Here is a 21884-nt window from a genome sequence, read left to right as displayed (position 1 = left end):
ACATTTGAAGATGCAAGAGACGGAAACAACAAAACAGGTCGCTACCGACCCAGAAGTGATCATGCAGCACCGCCGCATGGTGGAAGCGATCCTGTTCGCCAGCGAAAATCCGCTGTCGGTTGATGATATCGCTGAACGCCTGCCGGACGGTGTGGATGTGGAAGCCCATATTGAGGGGCTGACGGAAAGCTATGCGACCGCGGGGGTGAACCTTGTGCGTCTGGCGGGCAAGTTCATGTTCCGCACCGCCGAGGACCTTTCGTTCCTGCTGCGGCGTGAGGTGGACGAGCCACGCAAGCTGTCGCGTGCGGCGGTGGAAACCATGGCCATCATCGCCTATCACCAGCCGGTGACCCGGGCGGAGATCGAGGAAATCCGCGGTGTCAGCATTTCCAAAGGCACGCTTGATGTTCTGATGGAAGCAGGCTGGGTGCGCATGATGGGCCGCAAGCGGACGCCGGGGCGGCCGGTAACCTATGGCACCACCGAAGATTTCCTTGTCCATTTCGGCATCGAATCGATCAAGGATCTTCCGGGCGTACAGGAACTGAAGGCTGCAGGTTTGTTGGATAGCGTTGATGTGGCGCTTGAGAAGATGGGCGGCATGCCCAACCCGGCGAAGGCGGTTGAGGAAGCCGAAGGCCAGATTGACCTTGAGGAAGCAATCGCCGCCAAGGAACGCGCCAGCATTTCAGGTGCCGCTGCTCAGGCGATGGATGCACCTGAAGACGATGTCGCATCCCTTGACGAGGATTCAGACAACAATATGGCGTGATTGGCCTTGTGTGCTTCTGCGCACGCCATTACATAGAGACAGGGCCGGGCTGAACCGGCAAAAGGGAGTTAAAACATATGTTTCCGGGATGGTTACAAATAGCGCTTGTTGTGCTGCTGATCGTGCTTCTCTTCGGTCGCGGCAAGATTTCAGGCCTGATGGGCGATGTTGCCAAAGGCATCACCAGCTTCCGCAAGGGTCTGAAGGAAGGCCTTGATGAGCCGGAAGAAGAGCCGAAAGCCGTTGAAAATAAAAAGACCATCGACGGCGAAGTGGTGAAAAGCGAAGAGAAAGACAAGGCGTAAGCCAACCTTTCTTTACCCCTGCGCAAGCCGGGGCAGGAGCCCGTTTCCATGTTTGATATCGGTGCAATGGAGATTTTCCTTGTAGCGGTCGTCGCGCTTGTTGTCGTGGGGCCGAAGGAATTGCCGCGGCTGTTGAAGACCGTTGGCGGGCTGGTTCGCCGCATGCGTGAACTGGCGGCTGAATTCAAGGATGGCGTCGAGCAACTGGCCGCGGAAGCCGAAGAACAGACAGACCCTTTTGCGGAGCTGCGCAAGAAAGAGGGGCTGCGCCCTGGCATGAGCGCGGAAGAGATCACCAACCACATTATGCGTAACCGCGAGCGAGAAGCGGCTGAAAAGCCTGAGGGTAAGGAAAAGAATGATTCCGCCCAGCCCGAAAGCGACAAAGGTGACGCATCATGATGGGGCCGGAAGAGTTCGGCGCAGAAGCCGCAAAGCCCGACATCACGGATGAAGATGAGGTGGATGCTAGCAAGGCACCGCTTCTGGACCATCTGAACGAGCTTCGCTCCCGCCTTATCAAGGTGATGATCGGGATGGCGATTGCCTTTGGTATTGGTCTCTATTTCGCGGATGAGCTGTTCAACATCCTTGCCAAGCCCTATATGGATGCGACGCAGGCGACAGGCGAAGAACGGCGGATGATCTTCACCTCGCTCACGGAAGGCTTCTTTGTGGACCTCAAGGTGGCGCTTTATGCTGCCTTCATCTGTACCTTCCCGCTTTTGGCGTCCCAGATATGGAAATTTGTGGCCCCGGGCCTCTATAAAAACGAACGCCGGGCTTTCCTGCCTTTCCTGTTGGCGACGCCGATCCTGTTCGCACTGGGGGCAAGCCTCGCCTACTTCATGGTGATCCCCTGGGCTTGGCAGTTTCTGCTGAGTTTCGAGCAGGCAGGCGGCGGCGGCGCGATCGAGATTGCGGCTGAGGCGAAGGTCAGCGAATATCTCTCGCTGGTTATGCAGATGATCTTTGGTTTTGGCGTTGCGTTCCTTTTGCCTGTGGCCCTGACGCTGATGGGCCGCGCAGGGATCGTGACGGCAGACGGCTTGCGCGCCAAGCGCCGTTATATGATCGTAGCGACTTTTCTGGTGGCTGCCTTCCTGACGCCGCCTGACCCTGTCAGCCAGATCGCCCTTGGCATTCCCATGCTGCTCCTGTATGAGCTGTCCATCATCCTGATTAGCGCGTTTGAGAAGAAGCGCGCTGACGCCATTGATGAAGGCATCGATGACGATGAAATCTGACCTAAATTCTTAACTGACCTGAATCTTTAAACTGAGACGAGCGCAATGTTTGATCTGAAATTTATCCGCGAAAACCCTGAAGCTTTCGACAAGGCCCTTGCCCGCCGCGGCGAGGAAGCCAGAGCTGAGGAGATCATCGCGCTCGACACTTCCCGCCGTGCGGTTCAGACGGAGGCGCAGGCAGCCCAGGCGCGCCGCAATGAAGCCTCTAAACTGATCGGCAAGGCCAAAGGGCAGGGCAATGAAGCCGAAGCCCAGGCGCTGATGGAAGAGGTCAGCGGCCTTAAGACGCGTCTGTCCGAAATGGAAGAAGAAGAGCGCGCGCTGGGTGAAAAGCTGAACAACCTGCTGATGAGCCTACCGAACATGGTCTATGACGATGTGCCGGACGGCGACAGCGAAGACGATAATGAAGAGGTCCGTACCTGGGGCAAGCCAAAGCCGCTCGACTTTGACGCCAAGGAACATTTCGACCTGGGCGAAAGCCTTGGCATGATGGATTTTGAACGCGCAGCCAAACTTTCGGGCAGCCGCTTCGTGGTGCTCAAGGGTGAGCTGGCGCGGCTTGAACGCGCCCTTGGCCAGTTCATGCTGGACCTGCACACTATGGAGCACGGCTATACCGAGATGCTGACACCTGCCATGGTGCGCGGCAACGCGCTGCTGGGCACAGGCCAGCTGCCGAAATTCGGTGACGACGCGTTCCAGACCAACACGGGTCACTGGCTGATCCCAACATCTGAAGTAACGCTGACAAACCTGCATTCCGATGAAATCCTGGACGAGGAAGACCTGCCATTGCGCTTCACCGCCCACAGCCAATGCTTCCGTGCCGAAGCGGGGGCCGCAGGCCGTGATACCCGCGGCATGATCCGCCAGCACCAGTTCGAAAAGGTTGAGCTGGTGTCTGTGACGGCACCTGACCAGTCAGACGACGAGCTTGAGCGTATGCTGGGCTGTGCGGAAGAAGTGCTGAAACGCCTGCACCTGCCGTACCGCGTGGTGAAGCTGTGTACCGGCGATATCGGCTTTGGTGCCCGCCGCACCTATGACATTGAAGTATGGCTGCCAGGGCAGGGTAAATACCGCGAGATTTCCAGCTGTTCGACCTGTGGTGACTTCCAGGCGCGCCGCATGAAAATGCGCTGCCGCCCGAAAGGCGAGAAAAAGACCCAGTTCGTTCACACGCTGAACGGTTCCGGCCTTGCCGTGGGCCGCACCCTGATTGCCGTGATGGAAAACTACCAGCAGGCCAATGGCACCATCCGCGTGCCAGAGGTACTGAAGCCGTACATGCGCGGCGTCGACGTGATCGGCGGCTAAGCTATGACAGCCATCAAGCCCACCCGCATTCTGGTTTCCAACGATGACGGGATCAATGCCCCTGGGATCGAAATTCTGGAGCGTATCGCCCGCCAGTTGACGGATGATGTGTGGGTGGTGGCGCCGGAAGAAGAGCAGTCAGGCGCAGGCCATTCCCTGACGCTGACCCGCGTGCTGCGCATGCGAAAGCTTGCGGAAAAACGCTGGGCCGTTGCCGGCACGCCGACAGACTGTGTGGCCATGGCGCTTAACAAGATCATGACAGATAGCCCGCCCACGCTGATCCTTTCGGGCATCAACCGGGGCGGCAACCTGGCGGAAGACGTGACCTATTCCGGTACGGTTTCTGTCGCCATGGAAGGTACGCTCGCGGGTATTCCATCCATCGCGCTCAGCCAATGCATTCGCCCTGACCAGCGCACCAAATGGGAAACGGCGGAAAAGTTTGCGCCGCAGGTGATTGGGAGCCTCATTGAGATGGGCTGGCCGCAGGACGTGCTGATGAATGTAAATTTCCCGGCGTTTGAGCCTGAGGAAATCAAAGGCGTCAAGGTGACAGAGCAGGGCGCGCGCCAGATCATGGGCAACCACATCGAGGAACGCACTGACCCGCGTGGTTTCAAATATTACTGGTTTGGCCTTGGCCGCGAAGTCGGCCAACCGGGGCATGAGACCGACCTAAAGGCCGTGCGCGAGCAGTGGGTGTCCGTGACGCCGCTTCATCTGAACCTCACCCACCATGAAACACGCCGGTCCATGAACGAGGCCATCAGCCAGACATTCTGACGTTGGCCAGATGTCCTTTCGCCGTGCTTCTGCCTTAATGATCAGGGAAATATTGCCCCAGTTAACACTTGTGGGTATCTTGAAACCATGATGATGGGAGGACACAAGAGACGGCATGCCACGCGCCTTAGCGCCTTGATTGTGCTCGCCTTCTCGCTTTCTGCCTGTTCCACTGTCGACAAGCGAATCATCAGACCCGTTTTCGGTGCGCTGACATCTCCCAAAACCAAGAATGCCCCGTTCCCTGTGCCGCTGCCACGCACCAAACCACCGGTACCAAATCGCAGCTATGCGGCTACAAATACGCCTGCACAGGCGCCGCGTGCCGCGACCAGCAGCAGTGCAACTGGTGCGGTGCATGTGGTCAGCAAAGGCGATACGCTTTACGCCATTTCACGGCGCTACGGCGTGCCGGTCCGGGACCTGATTTCAAACAACCGGCTGCGGTCACCCTACACGCTTGAGATCGGCCAGCGCGTGAAGGTGCCCACGGCGCAGGTCTATGTGGTGAAAAAGGGTGACACGGGCTATAGCATCTCGCGCCGGTTTGGCGTGAATGTATCGGCCCTGATGCGCGAAAATGGTATCAGGGCGCCATACACGCTTGAAATCGGCCAGAAGCTTAAACTGCCGGGCGGTGCGAGCACGGCCCCTGTGCAGACGGCCTCTGCGTCCTCGCCCACGGTTGTCAGGCCTGCGCAAACCACGCGCCGTACCGTGGCGCGGCCCACGCCGCCGCCGCGGACATCAAGTGGCTTCGATTGGCCGGTTCAAGGCAGGCTCGCCTCCCGCTTTGGCCCCAAACAGGATGGCCTGCATAATGACGGCATCAATATTCTGGCCCGCCAGGGAACGCCAGTGAAGGCTGCGGAAACAGGCGTGGTGGTCTATGCCTCGAACGCGCTTGAGGGCTATGGGCATCTTCTGCTGGTGAAACACTCGGGCGGCTGGATTACAGCCTACGCCCATAATGAACGCCTGCTGGTGCGCGAAGGGCAGACCGTCGATAAAGGGCAGATCATCGCCCGTGTCGGCAATACCGGCGGCGTGACAGAGCCCCAGCTGCATTTTGAAATCAGGAAGGGGCGCCGGGCGCTTGATCCGCTCCGCTACCTGAGCCAGGCGCGGGCAGACGCGGCCATGACAAGCCGCTAAAAGCCGACCTTGGCACCCAGTTCCCCAGCAAGATTATTGACAAATTGCCACGCAGTGCGGCCAGACCGGTTGCCGCGCGTTTTCGACCACTCAAGGGCCGCATGCCGCCAATCTTCAGTGGGGTTCAGGTCAAAGGCCTTCAGGTAGCCTTCAATCATGGCCAGATATTCGTTCTGGTCTGCCGGATGGAAGCCAAGCCACAGCCCAAAGCGGTCCGATAGCGCGATGGTTTCGTCCATGGCCTCATTCGGGTGAATGCCGGTGGCGCTTTCCTGGTCGGCCATCTGGCGCGGCAAAAGGTGCCTGCGGTTCGATGTGGCATAGAAGATGACATTCTCTGGACGGCCTTCAAGGCCCCCTTCCAGGACGGACTTGAGCGCCTTGAAATCCTGGTCCGGCCTGTTGAACGACAGGTCGTCACAAAAGACGATAAACAAGCGGTCGCTTTTCCTGAGCTTGCCAAGCAAGGCGGGCAGGGCACTGATGTCTTCCCTGTGGATTTCCACAAGGGCAGGCGCCTGTGCGCCTTTCTCATGAACGATGGCGCGGTGGATTGCCTTGATGACCGTACTTTTACCCATGCCGCGTGCGCCCCAAAGGAGCGCATTGTTGGCGGAAAAGCCGTTTGCAAAGCGTTTTGTGTTTTCAAGAAGGGTGTTTTTGGCGCGGTCGATCCCCATCAGAAGGCCGATATCAGGGGCTGCTACATGGTCTACCGCGCGCAGGCTTTTGCTTTCCGCGTCATAGACAAAGGCAGTTGCGCTGTCTTCCAACGCTGCAGGCGCTTTTTCAAGGTTTCCACTGACCGCATCGGCAAGGCGGTTGATCGCATCAATCAGCGCTTGATCCTGGTTTGGCACTTGCAACCCTTTCCTGTCATTCCCATCTAGGGGTGAATAATCAAATTTAGCCTGCTCGACAGCGCTCATAACATGCCGGATAGCCATAGGCGACTGTTGCATTTGAAAGCAATAAAGCTATAGTCCCGGCCAATGATATTGCAAGGTGGCACTTCTGCCGCCCTTTTAACGAGGTTTGTCACATGTTTTCTTCTCCTGCTTACGCTCAAGCGGCTGATTCTGCGCAGATGTCCGATCCAACTGGTGGTTTCGGCCTGATCATCATCATGGTTGCGGTTTTCTGGTTCCTGATCATCCGCCCACAGAACAAAAAGATGAAAGAACACCGTGAAATGGTGAACAATGTGGCTCGCGGCGACAGTGTTGTGACCGCAGGCGGCCTGATCGGTAAAGTAACCAAGGTACAGGCTGACGACAACGAAGTTGAAGTCGAACTGGCGGATGGCGTTAAGGTTCGCGTTGTGAAAAGCACGCTGTCTGATGTGCGCAGCAAATCAGAGCCTGCCAAGCCTGCTGAAAAGAAAGCGGCCAAGAAAGAAGAAAAATAAGGATCGTGCCCGGAATGTCCGGGCGCAGTCTTTTTAAGGGAAGAACAACCATAAGGATCGGCGCATGCTGACGTTTCCGCGCTGGAAAATAATCATGATTGTAGGGGTGGTGCTCTTGGGCATCCTGACGTCCCTACCGAACTTTCTGACAGAGAAACAGCGGGAAAGCCTGCCAGGTTTCCTGCCTTCCGATACGCTCAGCCTGGGCCTTGACCTACGGGGTGGTGTGCGGCTTTTGTGGGGTGCGGAGACCGATGATGTGGTCACGTCCCGCCTGAACAATATTGCTGATCAGGTGCGCGATATTCGTCGCTCTGAAAAGGGCCTGAATTTCCGCAATATCCGCACTGAAGGCCACAGCGTGTCGCTTGAGGTAACGCGCGACGACATGGCTGAGCTTGCACGCGAGAAGCTGCGTGAGCTGACAACCGTGACGGTGGGGGCCGCCAACCCGCTGATGGGTGGCGGCATCCAGGAGCTTGAGCTTGCCCAGGACGGCAATAAATTCACGCTGACGCTGACAGAGCAGGGTATCGAAGTGCAAAAGCGCGATGCTGTTGCCCGTGCCATGGAAGTCATGCGCAAGCGGATTGATCCGGACGGTACCAAGGAAGTGACGATCCAGCCTGAGGGCAGCGACCGCATCATTCTGGAAGTGCCGGGCGCGAGCGACCCTGAAGAAGTGAAGCGGCTTGTCGGCCAGACTGCAAAGCTGACCTTCCATGATGTGAACACGAACGCAAGCGCAGAAGACCTGCAGCGAGGCCGAGTTGGCTACCGCGAGAAGATTTTGCAATCGAAAGAAGGATACTCGCTGGCGATCAAGGACCGTGTGATTGTGTCGGGCGAAGACCTCATTGACGCCAAAGCGTCGTTTGACCAGCACGGTAAACCCGCTGTTTCCTTTACCTTCAACACGTCCGGTGCCAAACGCTTTGGCAATCACACCAAAGACAATATTGGCCGACCTTTTGCGATCGTTCTCGATAACGAGATCATCAGCGCGCCAAATATCCAGACTGCAATTCTGGGTGGGCAGGGGCAGATCACCAATGTGGGGTCGGTTGCCGACGCACAGGAACTGGCAACGCTTCTGAAAGCCGGTGCCCTGCCTATTCCGCTGACAGTGATGAAGGAACGTACCGTTGGGCCTGACCTCGGGCAGGAAAACATCGACGCAGGCGAAATCGCTGCTGTGATCGGCTTCCTTGGCGTGATCGTTTACATGATCATCAGCTATGGCCGCTTTGGTCTGGCGTCCAGCGTGTCGCTGATTACCAATCTGATCCTGATCATGGGGGCCCTGAGCTTCCTTGGCGCTACGCTCACGCTGCCTGGTATCGCCGGTATCGTACTGACGATCGGTATGGCGGTGGATGCCAACGTGCTGGTCTTTGAGCGTATACGCGAAGAACAGAATAACGGTCGCAAGCCGTTTGCTGCCATGGAGCACGGCTATGGTGAGGCATTCTCCACCATTATGGACGCCAATATCACCACTTTCATTGCGGCTGCCGTGCTCTACATGCTTGGCTCCGGCCCGGTGCAGGGCTTTGCCGTGACGCTGGCGATTGGTATTCTGACATCCATGTTCACGGCTGTTGTCCTGTCGCGCTTTATCCTTGCAACCTGGCTTAAGCGGGCTCGTCCTGCCAAGCTGCCACTTTAAGGGGAGGGGATGATGTTTCTACGTCTCGTACCAGACAATACGAAGATCAATTTTATGGGCGCGCGCAAGGTTGCGTTTGCTCTGTCGATTGTTCTGATCATTGCCTCAATCGCCCTGTTTGCGATGAAAAGCCTGAACTATGGCATCGATTTCCAGGGCGGTATCTCTGTTGAGGTGCAGATGGAAGGCGAAAAGGCCATTCCAATCGAGCAGGTGAAGCAGGCAGTTGAAGCCATGGGCTACACCAGCCCGTCCGTTCGCCGCTACGGCGCCGATTGGGAAGCCATGATCCGCATCGAACGCCAGGAAGGTGATGCGAAAGCCCAAAGTGCCGTGATCCAGAAGGTGCGCGAAGAACTGCCGAAAGCGGTTCCGGGCATCAAATTTATGGACGGCAACTTTATCGGCGCTACCGTATCGGGTGAGCTTAAGCGCGACGGTGCGCTGGCAGTGACCATCGCGGTTCTTGCTGTGCTGGTCTATATCTGGTTCCGCTTTGAATGGCAGTTCGGCCTGGGGGCGGTTCTGGCCCTTGTGCATGACGTCTTGCTTACGGTTGGTTTCTTCGCCATCACGCGGCTTGAATTCAACCTGTCGATCATCGCGGCAATCCTGACCATCGTGGGCTACAGCCTCAATGATACCGTGGTGGTGTATGACCGGGTGCGTGAAAACATCCGCAAATATAGCAAAACACCGATGGAAGAACTGCTGAACCTGTCGCTTAACCAGACGTTGGCCCGGACATTGATGACATCCGTGACCACCTTGGTGGCGCTGTTTGCCCTGTTCTTCTTCGGTGGGGAAGCCATCCGCGGCTTCACCGCAGCGATGATCTGGGGCGTGGTCGTGGGTACCTACAGCTCTGTCTTTGTGGCATCGCCACTTCTGTTGTTGTTCAAGATCAGGCGCGAAGCGATGTTGCCAGTTGAAGACGACGACCCGACGGTGGACAAAAGCCGTCCAAACCAGTTTGAGCAGATGTAAGCCCGATGGCTGACAAGATCAGACAAAGTGGTTTTATCATGGAGCAGCAGGCCGATGAGGACCTGCTGCTCATTGAAGCATATGGTGATGGTGGCTTCCGCCTGATGGAGCGCCGCGTCGAAGGCGGCGTGCTGGTGCTGCCAACCGGCTTCTACCCGATGGACGCCGAAACACTGGCCGACCTGACCCCCGCGCATTTCAGCAAAATTGTGGACGAGGCTCCGAGACCAGAGATTGTTCTGGTCGGGACGGGTGCGAAGATGCAGCTTCTGCCTGCTGCCATTCGTGAGCACCTTGAAGCCGCCAACATCGGCTATGACATCATGGATACCGGCGCAGCCGCCCGGACCTACAATGTTCTATTGATGGAACAGCGCCGCGTGGCGTGTGTGCTGTTGCCTGTAGACTAATTCAAAAAAACAGGAATTGCCTGCTTTGCCTTGGCCATGCGATGAACGGTTCGTCGCAGAAGCTGGCATTCGGTTCGTCGCAGAGACTTACGACCCACCGCACAATGCTCACCATTCGTCGCTTCACCCTTTTCTCCACCGCCCGGGCTGGGCAGTCTTGAGTTCACAAGAACGTGAAGACGGGGAACTGGCCCGAAAGTCACGTCAGCCGAGGATGGAGTTTTTTCTGGCGCCAAAGCGGTCGCCGGGAGATACTCAAAAAAAATGGAGATTTCCCATGTGGATGACACCTCATCAGATACGCCGAGCTGCCTTTGTTGTCGGGATGGCGGTTTCATGCTTTGCCATTGCGGGCGCCAGCCATGCGATGATGGCGATGGGCGGTGATGACGAAAAAGCCGAACAGGTCGAGAAGGCTGAAAAGAAGAAGCGCACGATCCGTGTAGTTCGCAGTGGCGATAGCAAGGTTGTGGTGGACAGAAAGGGTCATCGCACGGTGATCGCCACCAGTGACCGCGAGGCGTTTGAGAAAAAGCACAAACAGGCCCTGAAGGAAGCAAAAGAGGCGCTAGCCGAAGTTACCGAACGCCTGGGGAAAGCCAAGAGCAAGAAAGAAAAGCAGGCGCTCAAGGCGGCCCAGAAAGGCCTGGAGGCGGCGATTGTCTCCCTTGAGGAACGCCGTATGCGCCACGTGATCGTGGCTCCCAGCCGAATTGAGATCGCAAAGATCGAATCTGAGGCCATGGCGGACGCGTTGGCTGATCTGGCAGACAGCGAGCTGGAGCTCTCTGAAATGCGGGTGGAGCTGAAGGGCGACATTGCCGAAGCCCGTCGCGAGATCGAAGAGGCCCTGGGTGACCTGGAACTGGAGCTGGATATTGATGGGGATATCCGTACCCTCAGGATCGAGTCCCTAAAGTCAGCGGAGCTGTCGCTTGAAGAAATGGAAAAGCATCATCTTGAAGCGTTGAAGCGGGCCGAAGAAGATATCAAGCGGGAACGTGCGCGCCTTGAGGAGCGGATGCGGGAACGCGAAGCAGAAGCCAAGAAGAAAGAGGGCTAGGCCCCACATAGGCGAAAGCTGAAACATGTGAGGGCAGCCAACTTGGTTGCTCTCTGTCTTTTGACAGGCCTATTCCTAAAGTTTACTTGTCCAATGTGTGATAATGTAGCATTATTAGACCATTCTAAGGGAATGGACAGGTCATGAAACGCACCCTGACAGCAGTTGCAGCAATTTCGGTTATCGGCAGTGCCGCCGCACTGGGTGGTGAGCGCATGTCAGCGTTTGACAGCATGGGCACCATGATGCTGGAACATGAGGCTGAAGAAGTGCGTGAGGTTTCCTATCGTTCGCCCGACCTTGCACGGTGCGAACAGAAGGAAGAGGAAATCCGGGCACGGCTCCAGGATATGAACCTCAACTTCGCTGAGTCTTTTTCCAAATCTTTTGCAACCAGTGAGGCCGTGGACATGCAGGCGTTTGAAGCCCGCATCGAAGCCATGTCAGGCCGGTTGTCCGAATTGAAGATGCAGAAGGTCGCCCAGCTTGGCGCGCTGCAGCAGTCGCTCGCGGAGCACCGGTCGGAGCTTGGCAAGTACCGTGCTGCTTTTGGCGATGACGCGCTCTATGCACGGGTGCTTGAGGCGCTTGAGCAGGCCGAGCAGGCGATGGCAGTGGAATAACTCCCCCCGTTTACAGCAGGATGGTCATATCTGTGAGGTCCGCAGCATCAAGTCCTTCTAGGAACACACTGCCTGCGTCGCCGAGGTCGATCAGGATGCCGCCGTTTACTGCAGTGGCTGCGGCCTGAACGCTGGCCACGCTTGTGAAACCAGTGCCTGCAAAGGTGAGGTTGAGCGTGTCTTCGCCCAGGTCAAAGTCGGTGATGACATCATCGCCGCTTGTCGCGACGAAGATAAAGGTGTCGGCCCCGGCCCCGCCCGAAAGCATGTCATCGCCAGCGCTTGCCCAGATTACATCATCACCCGCGCCGCCATTGACCGTGTCACTGCCTACGCCACCACCCAGCGTATCATTGCCAAGTCCGCCAAGCAGCAGGTCGTTGCCCGGGCCGCCCCAGGCAATGTTGGTGCTCAAATCACCGTTTTCGTTATTGTGCGATGTCGCGTAAATGGTATCGTCACCTTGGCCGCCGTAAAGCAGGTCGCTACCGTCGCTACCCTCGATGAAGTCGTTGCCGCCGCCGCCGCCAATTGTATCTGCGCCAGCTCCACCGGCCAGTCTATCGTTGCCGCTATCACCACGACCGGCCCAAATGACATCGTCGCCCTCATTGCCTGAAACAGAATCGTCACCGTCGCCACCGCGCAAGGTATCTCCCGAGTTGCCCCCGGTTAGTGTTTCGTCACCGCTGCCGCCGCGGATGGACATGGGATCGTCGATGATCCTGACTTCCTCGACGTTGGTGACGTCAATATCGATCGCACTTGGCGCGGCTGCGAAGGTCGTGCCGTCATTCACGCTGAAAGTGAAGGTCAGCAGATCAGCGCCGTACGCGTTCGTGGCCGGCGTGTAGACAAGGTTGCCTGCGCTGATATCTGCTATGGCGACAACATCACCTGGGTTTATATCTACACCAGAAAGCTGCAAGGTGCCGCTGGAGACAGTCAAGGTGTCGATGCGCACTGACGCCAACGCCGCGCCCGTGTCGACATCGGAGAAATTGAAATCCCCCGCCGCAAATAGGTGCGCTGTGTCTTCGTTCATGGTGATGCTGTTGTCGGTCGCGGTTGGCGCATCGTTGATGCCCGTGATATTGATGTTCGAAGTGGCAGCGGTGCCATCCAGCACGCCGTCATTTGGCGTGATGGTCAGCATTGCTGCGTTATCGCCTTCGGCGTCAGGCGCGCCGGTGTATTGAATGTTCGAGATCGTATCCAGGTAGGTGGCGATGTCTGCCGCCGTGCCCGCAAGCGTGATGGTCTGGCCATTCACCAAAGTTTCGGTCACGCCAACGCCTGCGCCGTCTGCGGGCACGCTGAAGCTGCCTGCATCAACGGACAGTGTTACGGTCAGGCTGTCGCCCTCGGCGTCGCTGAAGGAAACAGCCGAAAGGTCAAGGTCGCCTGCGGTATCTTCCGTGACAGTCAGGTCTGCTGGCACCCCCGAAAACGCAGGCGCATCATTGGCCCCGTTGATCGTGACTGTGATATCCTGGGCGGTGCCGTCAGCGGAATGGACGGTGATCGTGTCTTGCAGGGTATCACTGCCGCTCAGGGCATCGACTGTATTGTCTGCGTTATCGAGCGCATAGGTCCAGTCGCCGTTCGCGGCGATGGTTAGCTCGCCATAACTGCCGGTGATGGTGTCATTGTTGAAGCTTTCGTCCGCGGCTCCATTGTTGTCGCTGATGGTTAGTGTACCTGTAGTGCTGGCGATATTTTCGGTGATGCTGCCGCTAGTGTCCCCGGCGATCACAGGCGCGAATTGTGGGCCAAGGCCCTGCGCGACACCGGTCGGGTTCACAAGCGCCGAATATATCTGTGCGCCGGAGGCGGTGGTAACCAGCGACAGCGTGCCGCCTGTCCCGGTCACGCCCGCAAAGATATTGCTGAGGTCAGCCTCAACCGTCGGCTCTGCGCCGGAATAAATCAGGTTCGGGTCCAGGCTGGGAGCTTGACTCTGCACATTGGCGCCGGAGAAAGTTACTGAATGGGTCGTACTTAAACGGTAGGCCTCCAGGCCAGCACCGGTGATGATGCTGTTGCTGATCGTCACAATCCCGCCATCACGTAAAAATATTTCGCTGTCGTTTCCTGTGAAGATGCTATTGCTAATGGTGGCGGAACTATCATAGAGGTGTACGCCGACGCGGCCGTTATGGGCGAAAACCGAGTTGGAGATTGTGGCGGTTGCGCCGGCAACCAACGCAAGAGCATTGTGAGAATTGCCCGACATGCTGCTGTCGGTCATGGTAAAGGTTCCCCCAGTGACCTGGACGGTGAAGCCGGGCGCAATAGTGTTCTCGAACCGGGTGCTTTCAATGGTTGTGTTTGAATTTGTGAAATAAAGGCCTGTGCCTATGCGAGTGCTCACTGTATCTGTGATGACACTATTCACAATCGAGACCGTTGAGTTCTCTGCCCACAAAATTGTAGTGCCGCTATCGTATATAGAGGTAGAATCTCCGGTGCCTGTAAAGGTCAGGCCGTCCAGGGTTACCGTGGCGTTGGTTATGTCAATGAAGTAGACGCCCGCACTGGTGGTGGTGTAATTGTTGGCATCAAGTGTGATGTCCGGCGTGCCGTCGTTATCCAGGTCGCCGTCGATGGTGATGTCGGTGGTAATAAAGTATGATGTCGCCTCTACGATGGAAGACCCTGACAAGCTGCCATCAAAGGTGATGGTGTCGCCATCTTGCGCTAGCCCGAGTGCTTCCTTGAAGGAGAGGCCGGTGCCGTCCGCCGTCTCCGCGGCAAGGTCCCCGCCATCATAGCTGTCGTTCGTGGTGGTGTTGACTGTTAATGTTGCCACGGCAATGCTCCCCCAATGAGAAAAGTCCGCGCGAATTGCAGGCTTCGGATTTTGCTATCCTATGGATACGGTTTGTAATACCTCAGAACCGCCCGGCGTGCGTGACGCTGAGTGCCAATCATGTGAGGCTGTGTGCCTATTTGACCGCAGGCTGGGAACGTGTGGGGTGAACGAGGAGACTGTCACTTGTCGTGGTTTTGCCAGGGCTGCCCTATACGCCACCTGAACGGGCAGACATCATAAATTCCCGCGCGGAATAGCCGAAGGCGCGCTTGAACTGGCGGCTGAAGGTTTCGCGGCTTTCAAAGCCGGCCTCAAACGCCAGCTGCGTGATATTCTGGGCTCGCCCAAGCTTGATCTGCTCAAACGCCCAATTGAGCCGCGCGCGCTTCACCAGTTCCATAGGTGTGCCATAGGGTTCGCAAGCCCGGTAAAGCTTACGCCGGGAGACCGCGACATGATGGGCAATCATGTCAGGGGACAGAGCGGGGTTGCGGAGGTTTTCGCTGATATAGCGCTCGACCGCTTTGTAGACGGCAGCGTCTGTGGTTGCGGATTCAAGGCGCCGGGCATCGCTGTACCCAAGCAGTGCGGTTTCCATGAGGTCGAGCGCGCTGTGGCTGACCGCTTCGGCCTCTTCGATGGTAAGTTGGTCCAATGACTCCATCGCCATGCGCATGAACCGCCATGCTAGGAACACCATTGGCGTTTCCTCGAGAATTTCGCCGTGCATCTCGGCAAGCATCGGCATGCGTTCAAGCATGACAGACTTGGGCATCGCGAGTGTCAGGTTCTCGAACCCATGGCTGGAGATATGCATTGGTTGTGCAAGGTCAACGACACGGATCTGGCCGGGTCTGATCAGCTTGCCATGCTCATACTCTGTCGTCGCGTCACCACCCCGCACCTGAAACTGGAATGCCATGATATCGCAACCGGGTTGATCGATGAACTTGCCATTGCGGTTGATGGTGGCTTCACTGTTCACCCAGCAGCGCGATAGGGATGAAATGCTTGTCTTTGCTTCCTCCATGCCTGCATCAAAAGAGGCGGAGTAGGGGCCGGGGCGGGTCAGTGTCCCAACCTGGCCACGAAAATCGTACCAGCCGTCGAACTGTTCTTTCCGCGCGAGGTCGCAGGTCTCGAAGTTCAGGACTGTCAAGCGCTCTGGCGCGGCAGCCAGGCTGTCGTAGTTAAAAGCATCTGTTGTCCGACCGTTTGCATCATGCCAACGGGCTGTACCGGATTGCTTCATGACCATTATTTCCCGCCCCCAAGACTGAAAGGCCCATCATTTCAGAAAACCGGCGTATCCTCAAGGCCCAAGCCCATCCATCCTTGCCGGTGCCTCCACCCGTTCTTACGCAATAGTATTTCGCCAGATAAGAAAAACCATTGCGATCATTGCGTGCAGCCGTTGCACTGACGCCAAAATTCCCTTAGAGCTAAGCCTTCACACAGGGCGCACCGGCGCGTCCCGATTTCGACATTATCCAAGGTAAAAAGGTCATGACCAATCAGGAATTTTACCGCATCAGGCGGCTGCCCCCTTATCTATTCGCTGAAGTGAATCAGATGAAAGCGGCGGCACGAGCGCGCGGTGAAGACATCATTGACCTTGGAATGGGCAATCCGGACCTGCCCACGCCGCAGCACATTGTTGATAAACTCAAAGAGACTGTCGATAAGCACACAACGCACGGCTATTCCGTCTCAAGGGGCATTCCGGGGCTCAGGCGTGCCCATGCGGCATACTACAAGCGCCGCTTCGGCGTGGATATCGATCCTGAAACCGAGAATGTGGTGACCCTTGGGTCGAAGGAAGGGCTCGCGAACCTGGCGTCCGCCATCACAACACCCGGCGACGTGATTTTGGTGCCGAACCCGAGCTTTCCGATCCACCCCTATGGTTTCATGATCGCGGGGGCGGCTGTCCGCCATCTGCCGATGGGGCCGGGGCGTGATTTTCTGACGGAGCTCAAATACGCTGTGCAGCACAGCGTGCCAACGCCTACGGCTGTAATCCTTTGCTATCCGGGCAACCCGACGGCTGAGGTGGTTGATCTGGCTTTTTATGAAGAAGTGGTCGATTTCTGCAAAAAGCACGGCATCTGGATTTTGTCTGACATCGCCTACTGCGAGATTTATTTCGACGACAATCCGCCGCCGTCCATTCTGCAGGTGCCTGGGGCAAAGGATATCGCCATTGAATTCACCAGCCTGTCTAAAACCTATTCCATGGCCGGGTGGCGCGTCGGCTTTGGTGCCGGCAACAAGGATCTTGTCGCCGCGCTGACACGGGTGAAAAGCTACCTGGATTATGGCGCTTTCACGCCAATTCAAGTTGCCGCGGTTGCCGCGCTTAACGGCCCACAGGACTGTATCGAACTACACCGCGAGACCTACAAGAAGCGCCGTGACGTGCTTGTGGAAGGCTTGGCGGCCGCAGGCTGGTATATTCCAAGCCCCAAGGCATCCATGTTTGCCTGGGCGCCGATACCGGAAGATTTCAAGGAAATGGGCTCCATGGCCTTTTCCAAGCTCCTGCTGGAGCATGCAAAGGTTGCTGTGGCTCCTGGCATCGGCTTTGGCGAATACGGCGAAGGCTTTGTGCGCATTGGGCTTGTGGAGAACGAGCAACGCATCCGGCAGGCAATCCGTAACATCAAAAAACTTATGGCGAACAAGGACGAGATCATCGCGTCCTGGCAAGCCGAACAGAATAAAGCGTAACTGGAGATCAGTATGAGTAAGCAGGGCGACCGAAAGATCATCCTCGGCATCGCGGGCCTCGGCACCGTTGGCGCTGGGGTGGTCAAGATTGTCGAGAAACACAAGGCACTGCTCGCCGCACGGGCCGGGTGTCCTGTGGAAATTCGGGCCGTTAGCGCGCGGGACCGCAGCCGTGACCGGGGGGTTGACCTTGCACCTTACGACTGGGTTGATAACCCGGTTGATCTCGCGTCCGAAGAGAGCGGCGTCAATGTGGTTGTGGAGCTCATCGGTGGATCAGACGGCCCGGCGCTGGCGCTTGCGCGCAAGGCGCTTGGCCGCGGTATTGGTTTTGTGACCGCTAACAAGGCACTGATTGCCACTCACGGCAAGGAACTGGCTGCTCTGGCGGAAGAAACCGGTGCGCCTCTGAAGTTCGAAGCCGCCGTCGCCGGCGGTATACCGATTATCAAGGCGCTGCGCGAAGGTCTGGCGGGCAACGCAATTGAAAGCGTACGCGGCATTCTGAACGGCACCTGCAATTATATCCTCACGCGGATGGAGCAGGAAGGCCTGGCCTTTGACGAAGTGCTGAAGGACGCGCAGGCGCTTGGATACGCGGAAGCGGACCCAACCTTTGACATCGACGGGATCGACACAGCCCACAAAACAGCCATTCTGGCCACGCTGGCGTTCGGCACCGAGCCGGATATCGAAAACCTGCCAACCGAAGGTATTCGCAACATCGCTCCAGTGGATATCGAATATGCCAAGGAACTGGGCTACCGCATCAAGCTTCTGGGCGTTACCCAGCAGACGGCAGAGGGCATCGAGACCCGCGTTCACCCGGCCATGGTGCCGACACGCGCGGCCATCGCGAACGTGATGGGCCCGACAAATGCTGTGGTGGTGGACGGTGACGCCGTTGGCCAAACCGTTTATGAAGGCGCGGGCGCAGGCGAAGGCCCAACCGCATCCGCCGTGCTTGCAGATATCCTTGATGTGGCGCGCGGTGCCGCAGGTCCGCGCCTTGGTGTGCCAGCCGTAAGCCTGACGCCGTCAAGCCCAGTGCCCGTGTCCAAGCACCGCGGAACATACTATATTCGCCTGCGGGTGAATGACCAGCCGGGGGTGATGGCTGATATCACCAAGGTGCTGGCGGAAGAAAGCGTTTCCATTGAAAGTATGCTTCAGCGCGGCAGCGCAAGCGACGGTGGCGTTTATATCGTGCTTACAACCCATGAAACTGTTGAAGCTTCTGTTGCAGCCACACTTGATCGTTTCACTACGCTTCAATGTGTGCTAGAGACCCCCACAATGCTGAGAATTGAAGCCTGAAAAGGGAGCTAGCCTAATGGGGTCACAGGAACTGAATCGCCAACTCGTTCTTGAAGTTGTCCGTGTTACCGAAGCCGGTGCTATCGCGGCAAGCAAGTGGAACGGCCGGGGCGATGAAAAGTCCGCCGACGCAGCCGCTGTGGAAGCGATGCGTGAAGCTTTTAATAAACTGCAGATCGAAGGCACCGTTGTCATCGGTGAAGGCGAGCGCGACGAAGCACCAATGCTTTACATTGGTGAAAAAGTCGGCGCCGGCGGCCCAAAGGTCGATATCGCGCTGGACCCGCTTGAGGGCACCACAATCTGCGCCAAGGCAATGCCGAACTCGCTCGCCGTGCTGGCGATTTCCGCCGAAGGTGGCCTTCTGAACGCGCCAGACGTTTATATGGACAAGATCGCTGTTGGTGGCGGCCTGCCTGATGGTGTGATCGACCTGGACAAAACGCCGACCGATAACGTGAAGGCTGTGGCCGAAGCCAAGGGCAAGTCTGTTGAAGACATGATGGTCTGTGTGCTGGACCGCCCGCGTCACGCTGAAATCATCAAGGAACTGCGTGAGCTTGGTTGCGGTGTGGCGCTGATCGGTGACGGTGATATCGCCGGCGTGATCGCAACAACCGACCCGAAAACCGGCATCGACATGTATATGGGTTCCGGTGGCGCGCCTGAGGGTGTGCTGGCCTCTGCAGCACTGCGCTGCATCGGTGGCCAGATGCAGGGCCGCCTGTTGTTCCGTAACGATGACGAACGTGCCCGCGCCCGCAAATGGGGCATCGAAGACCTGAACCGGAAATACACCATGGAAGAAATGGCCTCCGGCGATGTGATCTTCGCAGCAACCGGCGTGACTGATGGTTCCATGCTGAACGGCGTGCATGTCACGAGCCGCGGCATTGAAACCGACACGATCACCATGCGGTCCAAAACCAAGACGATCCGCCGTGTACAGGCGATCCACGGCCCGGACGGTCGCCAATAAGGTTACGTCATTGACCGACAGTATTGAGAATACAAGAGCGGCGGAACCCTTTCTGGGTGTCCGCCGTTCTGCGCTTGAGCAGGCTTGGGAGCTGCGGCCTTATGTGCCGCGTATGGCCGAGGCCATCGCAGACAGGCTCGGCGTTCCTGCCGTTGTCGGGCAGCTGATTGCCGCGCGCGGTATCGGGCTTGATGATGCCGAAGCCTTCTACAGTCCCTCGCTTAAGGAAAGCCTGCCAGATCCATCCACCATCCTGGATATGGACAAGGCTGTGTCCCGTATCGCCCGCGCTTTGCAGCAGGGCGAGAAGCTGGCGATCTTTGGCGACTATGACGTAGACGGGGCCACAAGCTCCGCCGTGCTCTATCGCTACCTGACGGCCCTTGGTGCCAGCGTCGAGATTTATATCCCTGACCGCATGGCCGAAGGCTATGGCCCCAATGCGCCCGCGCTTCTGGGGCTCAGGAACAAGGGCGTCGACCTTGTGATTACAGTGGACTGCGGCACACTCTCGTTTGAGCCCCTTCAGGCCGCAAAAGATGTGGGCCTGGATGTGATTGTGGTGGATCACCATAAGGCCGAAACCAAGCTGCCGGAAGCTGTGGCAGTGGTGAACCCGAACCGGCTGGATGATGATAGCGGCCTCGGGCAGGTTGCGGCTGTGGGTGTCTGCTTCCTTGTGGCTATCGCGCTTAACCGCGCGCTGCGGGAGGCAGGCTATTTCACTGGCGACAGGCGTGAGCCGAATTTGATCAGCCTTTTGGATATCGTGGCACTTGGCACCGTATGCGATGTGGTGCCGCTCACCGGCGTGAACCGCGCCTTTGTCGCCCAGGGCCTGAAGGTGATGGCGCAGCGCCATAATGTGGGCATCACTGCGCTCTGTGATGTCGGGCGCATGTCTGAGGCACCAACAACCTATCACGCAGGCTTTATTCTGGGGCCGAGGGTGAATGCGGGCGGCCGGGTAGGGGAGAGCTATCTGGGTGCCCAACTGCTCACGACAGGCGACATGATGGCCGCGCGCCAGATCGCTGAAAAGCTGGACCGCTATAACGAAGAACGCCGCGCCATTGAGGCTGAAGTGCTTGAAGCTGCGATGCGCCAGGTTGAAAGCGCCACGGGCGTTGGCGGGCAACCGGAAACAGTGGTTGTTGCGGCAGGCGAGGGCTGGCACGCAGGCGTCATCGGCATCGTGGCCTCGCGTCTCAAGGACAAATACGGCCTGCCTACCTTTGTGATCGGGATTGAGAATGGCGAAGCCAAAGGCTCCGGCCGGTCAATCAGCGGCGTGGATATGGGCGCGGCAGTGATCGAGGCTGTCCAAAAGGGCCTGCTTATCAAGGGTGGTGGCCACGCCATGGCCGCGGGCCTGACAGCCGCCCCTGACAAGCTTGAAGAGCTAACAGCCTTCCTGCGCGACCATATGCGCAAGAGCGTGGAAAAAGCGGCCCAGAACCGGTCCTTGAAGATTGACGGCATGGTGGCCCTGTCAGGCGTTACCGCGGACCTGATTGACCAGATCGATCAGGTTGGCCCGTTTGGTCCGGGCAATCCGAGCCCACGTTTCGTTATCCCGGAGCTTGACCTTTTGAAAGCTGATCTGGTTGGTCAGAATCACTTGCGCTGCATTTTCAAGTCGAAAGACGGCAAATCCATCAAGGCTATGGCCTTCCGCCAGTGGGAGGAACCGATGGGAGAGCTGCTGAGGTCGGGTATCGGGCGGCGCTTCCATATCGCAGGAAAGCTCAAGAAAGATACCTGGGCAGGGGGCGGAAAAGTGGAAATCACGCTCGACGACGTTGCGCTTGTCGGACTGCCGTAAGAAAAATGCAAAAAGATGTTGACCGGGGCACCGGGGCTAGGTATCTAGGCCCCCGTCGCAGCGAGTTCTGCAGCGTGGTCCCTTCGTCTAGTGGCCTAGGACGCCGCCCTTTCACGGCGGAAACACGGGTTCGAGTCCCGTAGGGATCACCATACTCGCCGCAGGCCATCCTAATTGATGGTCCCTTCGTCTAGTGGCCTAGGACGCCGCCCTTTCACGGCGGAAACACGGGTTCGAGTCCCGTAGGGATCACCATACTCGCCGCAGGCCATCCTAATTGATGGTCCCTTCGTCTAGTGGCCTAGGACGCCGCCCTTTCACGGCGGAAACACGGGTTCGAGTCCCGTAGGGATCACCATATCTTCAAAAAGCCCTGCCATCTGGCGGGGCTTATACATTGAGAGGCACGAAGATTTGTTATGATCTTCGTGCCTCTTTGATTTTGAACAGGGGGTGGCCACCCCCTG

Annotated in this window: 20 protein-coding genes and 3 tRNA genes; 20 read left to right on the top strand and 3 right to left on the bottom strand. The window is 57.6% G+C overall.

Features of this window, described 5'->3' with window-relative positions; genetic code table 11:
• Window positions 1-10 precede the first annotated feature (10 nt).
• From scpB to ACFO5Q_RS03605, 7 genes are all read left to right on the top strand, one after another.
• Window positions 11-775 (top strand): SMC-Scp complex subunit ScpB, encoded by a 765-nt coding sequence (scpB, locus tag ACFO5Q_RS03635; RefSeq protein ID WP_082719867.1) that lies wholly within the window; start codon window positions 11-13, stop codon window positions 773-775.
• A 77-nt stretch (window positions 776-852) separates the two neighbouring features.
• Window positions 853-1080, top strand: coding sequence for a twin-arginine translocase TatA/TatE family subunit (locus ACFO5Q_RS03630; protein ID WP_068147697.1), 228 nt, complete (start codon window positions 853-855; stop codon window positions 1078-1080).
• A 48-nt stretch (window positions 1081-1128) separates the two neighbouring features.
• Window positions 1129-1482: a Sec-independent protein translocase protein TatB gene (gene tatB, locus ACFO5Q_RS03625; RefSeq protein ID WP_068147699.1), complete on the top strand. Its 354-nt coding sequence runs from the start codon at window positions 1129-1131 to the stop codon at window positions 1480-1482.
• Window positions 1479-2327, top strand: a complete 849-nt coding sequence (gene tatC, locus ACFO5Q_RS03620; protein WP_068147702.1) for a twin-arginine translocase subunit TatC — start codon at window positions 1479-1481, stop codon at window positions 2325-2327. Before tatB ends, tatC begins: the two co-directional genes overlap by 4 nt.
• 45 nt (window positions 2328-2372) lie before the next feature.
• On the top strand, window positions 2373-3650 hold the full coding sequence (gene serS / locus ACFO5Q_RS03615; RefSeq protein WP_068147706.1) for a serine--tRNA ligase: 1278 nt from the start codon (window positions 2373-2375) through the stop codon (window positions 3648-3650).
• Between the two features lie 3 nt (window positions 3651-3653).
• Entirely contained in the window at window positions 3654-4436 is a 783-nt protein-coding gene (gene surE / locus ACFO5Q_RS03610) for a 5'/3'-nucleotidase SurE (RefSeq protein ID WP_068147709.1), read from the top strand.
• Between the two features lie 87 nt (window positions 4437-4523).
• Window positions 4524-5591, top strand: coding sequence for a LysM peptidoglycan-binding domain-containing protein (locus tag ACFO5Q_RS03605; RefSeq protein ID WP_380084285.1), 1068 nt, complete (start codon window positions 4524-4526; stop codon window positions 5589-5591).
• Here the strand turns inward: ACFO5Q_RS03605 and ACFO5Q_RS03600 are convergent.
• Complete coding sequence (locus ACFO5Q_RS03600) at window positions 5588-6451, bottom strand: ATP-binding protein (protein WP_068147715.1); 864 nt, start codon at window positions 6449-6451, stop codon at window positions 5588-5590. The two genes, ACFO5Q_RS03605 and ACFO5Q_RS03600, sit on opposite strands and share 4 nt — an antisense overlap.
• Window positions 6452-6678: 227 nt before the next feature.
• Between ACFO5Q_RS03600 and yajC the strand changes: the two genes are divergently transcribed.
• From yajC to ACFO5Q_RS03570, 6 genes are all read left to right on the top strand, one after another.
• Window positions 6679-6999 (top strand): preprotein translocase subunit YajC, encoded by a 321-nt coding sequence (gene yajC / locus ACFO5Q_RS03595; RefSeq protein ID WP_197421062.1) that lies wholly within the window; start codon window positions 6679-6681, stop codon window positions 6997-6999.
• Between the two features lie 94 nt (window positions 7000-7093).
• The gene (gene secD / locus ACFO5Q_RS03590) at window positions 7094-8668 is read left to right on the top strand and encodes a protein translocase subunit SecD (RefSeq protein ID WP_197421064.1); all 1575 of its coding nucleotides are present in this window, start codon (window positions 7094-7096) and stop codon (window positions 8666-8668) included.
• 9 nt (window positions 8669-8677) lie between these two features.
• Window positions 8678-9655 (top strand): protein translocase subunit SecF, encoded by a 978-nt coding sequence (gene secF, locus ACFO5Q_RS03585; protein WP_082719868.1) that lies wholly within the window; start codon window positions 8678-8680, stop codon window positions 9653-9655.
• Window positions 9656-9660: 5 nt separating this feature from the next.
• Entirely contained in the window at window positions 9661-10065 is a 405-nt protein-coding gene (locus ACFO5Q_RS03580) for an Mth938-like domain-containing protein (RefSeq protein WP_197421066.1), read from the top strand.
• A 277-nt stretch (window positions 10066-10342) separates the two neighbouring features.
• A complete protein-coding gene (locus ACFO5Q_RS03575) occupies window positions 10343-11128 on the top strand; it encodes a hypothetical protein (RefSeq protein ID WP_068147725.1) in 786 nt (261 codons plus the stop codon).
• A 143-nt stretch (window positions 11129-11271) separates the two neighbouring features.
• Entirely contained in the window at window positions 11272-11751 is a 480-nt protein-coding gene (locus tag ACFO5Q_RS03570) for a hypothetical protein (protein WP_068147729.1), read from the top strand.
• A 10-nt stretch (window positions 11752-11761) separates the two neighbouring features.
• Here ACFO5Q_RS03570 and ACFO5Q_RS03565 read toward each other — a convergent pair whose 3' ends face one another.
• Window positions 11762-14563 carry a beta strand repeat-containing protein gene (locus tag ACFO5Q_RS03565; protein ID WP_068147732.1) on the bottom strand — a complete coding sequence of 934 codons (2802 nt, stop codon included), beginning with the start codon at window positions 14561-14563 and terminating at the stop codon, window positions 11762-11764.
• 211 nt (window positions 14564-14774) lie between these two features.
• Window positions 14775-15818, bottom strand: coding sequence for a helix-turn-helix domain-containing protein (locus tag ACFO5Q_RS03560; protein WP_197421068.1), 1044 nt, complete (start codon window positions 15816-15818; stop codon window positions 14775-14777).
• 254 nt (window positions 15819-16072) lie between these two features.
• Between ACFO5Q_RS03560 and ACFO5Q_RS03555 the strand changes: the two genes are divergently transcribed.
• From ACFO5Q_RS03555 to ACFO5Q_RS03525, 7 genes are all read left to right on the top strand, one after another.
• Window positions 16073-17296, top strand: a complete 1224-nt coding sequence (locus ACFO5Q_RS03555) for an LL-diaminopimelate aminotransferase (RefSeq protein ID WP_068147737.1) — start codon at window positions 16073-16075, stop codon at window positions 17294-17296.
• Window positions 17297-17308: 12 nt separating this feature from the next.
• Complete coding sequence (locus ACFO5Q_RS03550; RefSeq protein ID WP_068147740.1) at window positions 17309-18613, top strand: homoserine dehydrogenase; 1305 nt, start codon at window positions 17309-17311, stop codon at window positions 18611-18613.
• A gap of 16 nt (window positions 18614-18629) precedes the next feature.
• The gene (glpX, locus tag ACFO5Q_RS03545; RefSeq protein ID WP_068147743.1) at window positions 18630-19592 is read left to right on the top strand and encodes a class II fructose-bisphosphatase; all 963 of its coding nucleotides are present in this window, start codon (window positions 18630-18632) and stop codon (window positions 19590-19592) included.
• Between the two features lie 10 nt (window positions 19593-19602).
• Window positions 19603-21417, top strand: a complete 1815-nt coding sequence (recJ, locus tag ACFO5Q_RS03540; RefSeq protein ID WP_231727241.1) for a single-stranded-DNA-specific exonuclease RecJ — start codon at window positions 19603-19605, stop codon at window positions 21415-21417.
• Between the two features lie 76 nt (window positions 21418-21493).
• A tRNA-Glu gene (locus ACFO5Q_RS03535) sits at window positions 21494-21569 on the top strand.
• A 27-nt stretch (window positions 21570-21596) separates the two neighbouring features.
• A tRNA-Glu gene (locus ACFO5Q_RS03530) sits at window positions 21597-21672 on the top strand.
• A 27-nt stretch (window positions 21673-21699) separates the two neighbouring features.
• Window positions 21700-21775, top strand: a tRNA-Glu gene (locus ACFO5Q_RS03525).
• Window positions 21776-21884 lie beyond the last annotated feature (109 nt).

Source organism: Kordiimonas lipolytica, from assembly GCF_042651265.1.
In the GTDB taxonomy this organism is placed as follows: Bacteria; Pseudomonadota; Alphaproteobacteria; order Sphingomonadales; family Kordiimonadaceae; genus Kordiimonas; species Kordiimonas lipolytica.
This window is presented reverse-complemented; position numbering and strand designations above follow the sequence as displayed.

Excerpts from the sequence above, each read along its gene's own strand:
- ACFO5Q_RS03550 (WP_068147740.1), top strand. The coding sequence starts at position 17,309 with ATGAGTAAGCAGGGCGACCGAAAGATCATCCTCGGCATCGCGGGCCTC.
- tatC (WP_068147702.1), top strand. The coding sequence starts at position 1,479 with ATGATGGGGCCGGAAGAGTTCGGCGCAGAAGCCGCAAAGCCCGACATC.
- secD (WP_197421064.1), top strand. The coding sequence starts at position 7,094 with ATGATTGTAGGGGTGGTGCTCTTGGGCATCCTGACGTCCCTACCGAAC.
- scpB (WP_082719867.1), top strand. The coding sequence starts at position 11 with ATGCAAGAGACGGAAACAACAAAACAGGTCGCTACCGACCCAGAAGTG.
- ACFO5Q_RS03560 (WP_197421068.1), bottom strand. The coding sequence starts at position 15,818 with ATGAAGCAATCCGGTACAGCCCGTTGGCATGATGCAAACGGTCGGACA.
- ACFO5Q_RS03580 (WP_197421066.1), top strand. The coding sequence starts at position 9,661 with ATGGCTGACAAGATCAGACAAAGTGGTTTTATCATGGAGCAGCAGGCC.
- tatB (WP_068147699.1), top strand. The coding sequence starts at position 1,129 with ATGTTTGATATCGGTGCAATGGAGATTTTCCTTGTAGCGGTCGTCGCG.
- secF (WP_082719868.1), top strand. The coding sequence starts at position 8,678 with ATGATGTTTCTACGTCTCGTACCAGACAATACGAAGATCAATTTTATG.
- surE (WP_068147709.1), top strand. The coding sequence starts at position 3,654 with ATGACAGCCATCAAGCCCACCCGCATTCTGGTTTCCAACGATGACGGG.
- glpX (WP_068147743.1), top strand. The coding sequence starts at position 18,630 with ATGGGGTCACAGGAACTGAATCGCCAACTCGTTCTTGAAGTTGTCCGT.
- yajC (WP_197421062.1), top strand. The coding sequence starts at position 6,679 with ATGTCCGATCCAACTGGTGGTTTCGGCCTGATCATCATCATGGTTGCG.
- ACFO5Q_RS03570 (WP_068147729.1), top strand. The coding sequence starts at position 11,272 with ATGAAACGCACCCTGACAGCAGTTGCAGCAATTTCGGTTATCGGCAGT.
- serS (WP_068147706.1), top strand. The coding sequence starts at position 2,373 with ATGTTTGATCTGAAATTTATCCGCGAAAACCCTGAAGCTTTCGACAAG.
- ACFO5Q_RS03575 (WP_068147725.1), top strand. The coding sequence starts at position 10,343 with ATGTGGATGACACCTCATCAGATACGCCGAGCTGCCTTTGTTGTCGGG.
- ACFO5Q_RS03605 (WP_380084285.1), top strand. The coding sequence starts at position 4,524 with ATGATGATGGGAGGACACAAGAGACGGCATGCCACGCGCCTTAGCGCC.
- ACFO5Q_RS03555 (WP_068147737.1), top strand. The coding sequence starts at position 16,073 with ATGACCAATCAGGAATTTTACCGCATCAGGCGGCTGCCCCCTTATCTA.
- ACFO5Q_RS03630 (WP_068147697.1), top strand. The coding sequence starts at position 853 with ATGTTTCCGGGATGGTTACAAATAGCGCTTGTTGTGCTGCTGATCGTG.